Here is a 4,914-nt window from a genome sequence, read left to right on the forward strand (position 1 = left end):
GCAAGAGTTCCTATATCTGGGGTTGTAAATGAAACGACACCATCGTTTATTAGATTAAAAGCGACGCTACGTTCGTCCATGAGAAGATAAGATTTAATTACCTCTGGCTGAAAATTGGTCATCCCAAATGACATCAGTGCAAATGCCCCCGCACCGACAAGGGCCAAGGGGCCAAGTAACAAAACCGCAATAATACACACCGCAATCCCCACCCAAGCAAAGCCGCGCACGATTTTATACGCCACCTCTGGGATCATATCTTGCTCCGTATAATGAATACCCAGTGCGGTTAAGTGATAACAGCGATGTTTATCCGGGGAAAAAAGGTATCTTGAGACCAAAATCATCATCGTCATGAAAAGAAATAGCCCCCAAAAAGCGGGAGTATCTACAGTAAGCTCATCAATAACATACCAAAGAAATAGTAAAAAAAGAGCGCCAAATATGACAGACCAAACCCAATCCAATAGATTATTGTACTTAAATCCTGCTCCCTTATACTCCCAAGAATACGTTACCTCAGCGTTATAAAGTTGTTCTTTAAGGGACTCGATGCCTTGTTTACTATTCATTCGTCGATTCTCACTTCAATAAGACGAGTGCCAAATTCTTTTGGCGCAGGCTCTATGGTTAAATCACCTTGCTTTTTACCTGACGCTATATAGCCCAGTTGTTGATGTTTTGAGGCTTGCCAGTTGAACGGCATGCTAACCAGTACCGTGATGGTATCCTCCGTACTACCACCCAAATCTAATCGATAGGTGACGGGGCTACCTTCTTCTTTTTTTTGGCTCCATGTTCCGTTCTGCTCATTAAGCATAACAGCTGGCTTCGCCTCAGTAGGGCCATAGCTATAAACTTGTTTGGGCTTACGCGTTATTTGTAAGCCAATCCGTTGGCCTATGGTAAATACAGGCAAGGTCAACTCCAATTGCCATTGGTTGGTGCCAGTGTCCATCCATTGGGAAGGTTTTCGGTTAGGGACTGAGTTAAGCTGAACCTGAGGCTTATGAATGATTTGCTCTAAAAGCGTTAATTCTTCGACAGGCTTCCATTGCTTAGATTGTTTGCCCCATATGGAGTGAAGCAACCACTTCTCAAGTTCAGAGCGTTTAAAGACATTGATGATGATAACAGCAATCAAATAAATAATACCTGTAACCATAAGCGTAGATAGCATCCAAGGGGCGATAATAGATCCAATACTAAAAACGCCTATTCGACTCAATATATTAGTTACAAATTGTGCTCCAAATACCACAACTTGAGCCACGGTTGCTCCCCCTTTTAACCCATAACCCAACCGTTCCATTGGCGCATGACTTGAGTCTTTGAATTTATCGTAGCTTTCCCATGTTTCGAACCCTGTGGCAATCAAGCCAAACAAAGAGACCGCCGCCGTGGTTTTCGTAAAAGTTTTGAGTATTGTCCCTTTGGAAGAATCGGCTCTCGAAATAGCTCGACTTAAACTTGTTTCAAGCAATTTTTCATCTTTAACTATCTTATCCCAAGCAGCATCTCGCCACACAGCGGTAACAGCGGAGACCGCATAACCTGTCGCATAGGTCGCTTCTCTAATTGCAGGGTTAGTCCATAAGCTACTACTTGGGTGTTGCGCAGCTTTATGGCGGATGTCTTGCAGAACAACCGACACGTTCCAAAGGTTTAGGATGGCGACGACGCCCCCCATTTTACCCAATTTGTCCCATGATGCTTGAGTGAGCTGCTTACCTTGTTGCCAACTGCGTTCTACTGCATCGTTAAGCATTTGCTTGGCGGTGTTATTGACCGCGTCATGCTTAAGCATCACCATCATCGGCAACTCACTACTCAACAGTTTCTGTATTTTCTGCTGAGCACTGCGCATGGTTTGTATCTGGTGGTTCTTTGGCGTCACCTCACCCGATTCCAGCAGGCTAACACGACGAACAATTTCTGATTCTGTACGGAGTTTTTGTTGCCATGCCGCAATTTGTGCTGGATAGTCAGGATTATGAACCACGATAGCTTCTGGGTTCACGATGGCCTCTAACATAACTAGCCGCAAGTTGCTGACTAAACCTTCCGGTGTAGCGGTGGTATTCATCTGGCTAGGGAACAGCAAGTTCGAAGTAGCACGCCAACTCTCTTGGGCCACCCCTGAGACGGCTTTTTGAAGTGCAATAAAACTAAGCTGAACTGGCTCTGCTAATGCCTTAAACCACGCTTTATCATGCATACGCACGTCACTGGTGAACCCACCCCAGTTCGCAATCGCACCCGATACAGTGACCATGTCACTGGAGTTCTCCATTGAGAGCAGACTGTTACCAAGTTCATCGACGTAAGCGTTCAGTGCTTGCCAGTTTTCTAACTTAAAACCGAGAGAAGCTAGAGCGAAAAGCGTTTTGGGCGAATCCAGTGAAAGCGCCTGTTTCAACTGCTCATTCGCTTGCTCGGTATTTACCGCTTGTTTTACCACCGCTAAGTACTGGCTGGTTAAGCTAAGTAGATAAGTAAGGTGAGTCTCGTCTTGATTATCGAGGCCAAAAACCAGTGGGTCAGTCCCCAATTGCTCAAATACGGTCATAAAATCTTGATAAAGCACATCGATACGCTCATCTAGACCTTTAATCTGAGTGTAATACTGAGTAAGGAAAGCATCGAGTTCACTCCAGTTGACTTCGTCACTAAACACCGTATTGCGCTGCCAACTTTCTCGTTGCGCGGCAGTCGGAGTGAAGCGATACGTCTGTTTTAGCTCAGCAAGCTTCTCAATCGCTTGTTCTTGAAGTGGAGTAAACGGGGCGTTGCCGACATTCGGGTTAGCTTCAAGGGCGGTACGCTCTTTATCTGCCAGAGATTGAGTGGCGACATATTCAGTAAGTTGACGTTCAAACTCCATCACCTTGATTGGGTCATCTTTAACCTGCACCGGTAACTCATCATGTTCTACTCTTATCCGCCCCAGTGTTCGAGTCAGTTCGGCCATTTGTAGCTTGTGAAGATTGTCTTCACCTTGGTGGGCTGTGCTGCGCGCCGCAACCTGTTTGGAAAGAGGTAAGAACAAGTCGCTCACATCCGCTAGAGGGTCATCGAGGGCAATAAACATCCCGCAATCTTGGGCGGGCAAGTCAGCTCGATAATCTAAGTCCCAACACCCAGCCTTGTCTGCCACATGTTTGAAGTCATCAACTCCGCCTTCAATGGGTGTTAATGGTGTACAGGTCGTATCAAACACACCTGTCGGTGCTCCATCGGTGCCAACATCAGCGACATACTTGCCAAGCTGAGACGAAAGGCCCGCATGGGGGTGACTCTGTGTTGAATGGAACTGTTGCAAATTTACCTTACGCATCCATGTCGAACGATGGGATAGGTTAGAACGCATATGCTCACACAGTCGCCATGTCCAGCGTTGATGGGCAAACGTCATATAGAGTGTATTTTTCGCCGGGTAGACCAAGCAGCTTTTCGTTTCGCCTTTGCTGCCACGCTCATTCGCAGGTTTATCCGCCTCATCGTTTGACCAGTCAATTTTGGTAAACTTATACCCTTTCACCTGATACTCATCAAAAGTCTTATCCGTCTCGTCATAGACATACAACCAACCATCACGTAATTGCCTTAACGTGTACTGACGCTGCTTTGGGGTAAATCGACCTTGCCACTGGGTATCGGTGGTAGGCAGTGGGTGAAGTGGTTGGCCTTGTTCATTCATATCATCCAAGGCGTAACGGACAGGGATGATACCTACATCATTACGCCGAAAAGGGCATAAGCCAACCCCACTTTTTGCATTGCGGGTGGACGCGCATTTAGCGGCTTTATTGGGGGTGCTCATGGTTAGTTCTCCCTTGATTGGTTGGCAATTTGCTCGGCTAAACTCGCCGCTTGTACAATACGTTGTGATGAGGTGTGTGATGACGGTTGTTCGATAAGTTGAGTGAGATTTGGGTAGGTATTCTTTAGCAACGCCTGTTCGCCTACATAACCGAGAATATTGAAGTAATAGAGTAAGTCTTGCTCTGTCTCAAAACCTTTGGCGTAAGCGGTATCCATTTGGCTACAAACCCAGTTTCTTAAGTCGTTAATCTGCTGACAACGCTCAGGAAACCAACGCTGCATGTGAGCAATCAATGTATTGGGCAGTGAATTTTGCCATGGGATGAGCGAGAGTCTTCGCCACTGCTCGTCAGTAATTTTTAGAGGTTGATGATGTATTTCAGGGGGGATAACAAAAGGATTTTCCAGCCTTTGCCACTGCCCTGCTTGGTGAATCCAAGCTTTGTTCATCGGCTGCCATAACATGGAACATTGAGTATCCAATAAAACATAGGCTGCATGGCTGTCAGCAAAACGAAAAAATCCGGGATTACCACTTGGCATTTCAACCATAATTAGTCGCCGTAAAGCTTTCGCTGCATCACTTAATGATAAATCTGAAGAGAAAAAGTATCCCCATTGAAACTGGTTGAGGTCAAAAAACCAGTGTTGAACCTCGGGGTCGCTTTCACTAGCCTCGGAGAAACACTCAATAGCTGATTATAAGGGGGATACAAAAAAATCGGTTCTTGTTCCATTACCCCAGGTAGCTGATAAAGCTGCCTTTCTAGGTCAGGAATGCAAGCACCTTCCACCAAAAGAAATAGTTGCTCTGATTTTGACAATTCAAATGATGGATTCATTGCGTATTACTCTGGCTGACGTAGATAATATCTTCTGTATTAAACCGAGAATAACGACCGCTCAATAAGCAAGCAATGGCACAATGAAAAATTACTAATTTTCTGACTTAAAAAGAAAAACTAGGCAAAATATGTCGAAGTAAGATCACTTTTTCTCTATCTATGCGAGCGAGAGAAGATTTGAGCCGTTCTTGAACCATTTCCAATGCCACTTTTTCAGGAGGTCGAGAGACTGCTTTTCTTAATT

At 45.4% G+C, this 4,914-nt stretch carries 4 protein-coding genes; all 4 read right to left on the minus strand.

Annotation, left to right across the window (positions count from 1 at the left end):
- Positions 1-572, minus strand: a 572-nt coding sequence (locus QTN95_RS19615; RefSeq protein WP_331418684.1) for a hypothetical protein, incomplete at its 3' end; no start/stop codon positions are given.
- Positions 569-3,823, minus strand: coding sequence for a T6SS effector BTH_I2691 family protein (locus tag QTN95_RS19620; protein ID WP_331418685.1), 3,255 nt, complete (start codon positions 3,821-3,823; stop codon positions 569-571). The genes QTN95_RS19620 and QTN95_RS19615, both read right to left, overlap by 4 nt.
- Positions 3,824-3,825: 2 nt before the next feature.
- Positions 3,826-4,518, minus strand: coding sequence for a DUF4123 domain-containing protein (locus QTN95_RS19625; protein WP_331418686.1), 693 nt, complete (start codon positions 4,516-4,518; stop codon positions 3,826-3,828).
- Positions 4,410-4,667 (minus strand): DUF4123 domain-containing protein, encoded by a 258-nt coding sequence (locus QTN95_RS21310; protein WP_443088882.1) that lies wholly within the window; start codon positions 4,665-4,667, stop codon positions 4,410-4,412. The genes QTN95_RS19625 and QTN95_RS21310 overlap by 109 nt, the downstream gene beginning before the upstream one ends.
- Between the last annotated feature and the right edge of the window lie 247 nt (positions 4,668-4,914).

Origin of the sequence: Vibrio sp. M260112, assembly GCF_036533775.1 — a bacterium.
GTDB lineage: Bacteria > Pseudomonadota > Gammaproteobacteria > Enterobacterales > Vibrionaceae > Vibrio.